Below are 966 nucleotides of genomic sequence, written 5' to 3' on the forward strand. Positions count from 1 at the left end.
CCCCGCGGCGGTGCCCCCAAGCCCGGTCCTCGGGCCTGACCCCCCGGGGTCGCCACAGACCAGCCCGGTCCGCACGGACCGGGGTGACCAGCACTGCCGCGCGCGCCGCGCACGGCAGCGATGAGTGAAGGAGAACGGCAGCCATGCCGAAGATGAAGACCCACAGCGGTGCCAAGAAGCGCTTCCGCGTGACCGGCTCCGGCAAGATCATGCGCCAGCAGGCGAACCGCCGCCACTACCTGGAGCACAAGTCCTCGCGCCTGACCCGCCGTCTCAAGGGCGACCAGCTCGTCTCCAAGGGCAGCATCAAGCAGATCAAGCGGATGCTCGGCATCTGACACCCCCTCCGGCCTCGCCGGAACCCCTTCCTCCTCGGCCGTGACGCGCCAGTGCGCGCCCCGGGGACCACACAGATTGGAGTACGCACGTGGCACGTGTGAAGCGGGCAGTGAACGCCCACAAGAAGCGTCGGACCATGCTGGAGCGCGCCTCCGGCTACCGCGGCCAGCGGTCTCGCCTGTACCGCAAGGCGAAGGAGCAGATGCTCCACTCGTTCACCTACAACTACCAGCACCGCCACAAGCGCAAGGGTGACTTCCGTCGCCTGTGGATCACCCGCATCAACGCGGCCGCCCGCGCCAACGGCATGACCTACAACCGCTTCATGCAGGGCCTCAAGCTGGCCGGCGTCGAGGTGGACCGCCGCATGCTGGCCGAGATCGCCGTCTCCGACGCCGCGACCTTCGCCGTGCTGGTGAAGACCGCCCGCGAGGCGCTGCCCGCGGATGTGAACGCCCCCGCCGTCTCCCGCTGAGCCGGCTCCGGGGCCCTGAGAGCCCCACCACCACGCCCCAGGCGTGAGCACCACCGCCGACGGGGCGGGTCCTCCACCGAGGCCCGCCCCGTCGGCGTCTGCGCACCCGCGCCCCGCCGAACCCGACCAGGAGCTGTCTCTTATAAACATCT

At 70.2% G+C, this 966-nt stretch carries 2 protein-coding genes; both read left to right on the forward strand.

What is annotated here, in order from left to right; translation table 11 throughout:
- Nucleotides 1-143 precede the first annotated feature (143 nt).
- Nucleotides 144-338 (forward strand): 50S ribosomal protein L35, encoded by a 195-nt coding sequence (rpmI, locus tag J1M38_RS04310; RefSeq protein WP_002853699.1) that lies wholly within the window; start codon nucleotides 144-146, stop codon nucleotides 336-338.
- Between the two features lie 89 nt (nucleotides 339-427).
- Entirely contained in the window at nucleotides 428-814 is a 387-nt protein-coding gene (rplT, locus tag J1M38_RS04315) for a 50S ribosomal protein L20 (RefSeq protein ID WP_041105250.1), read from the forward strand.
- Nucleotides 815-966 lie beyond the last annotated feature (152 nt).

Origin of the sequence: Micrococcus sp. KRD070, from assembly GCF_017168435.1 — a bacterium.
Taxonomy (GTDB): domain Bacteria; phylum Actinomycetota; class Actinomycetes; order Actinomycetales; family Micrococcaceae; genus Micrococcus; species Micrococcus luteus.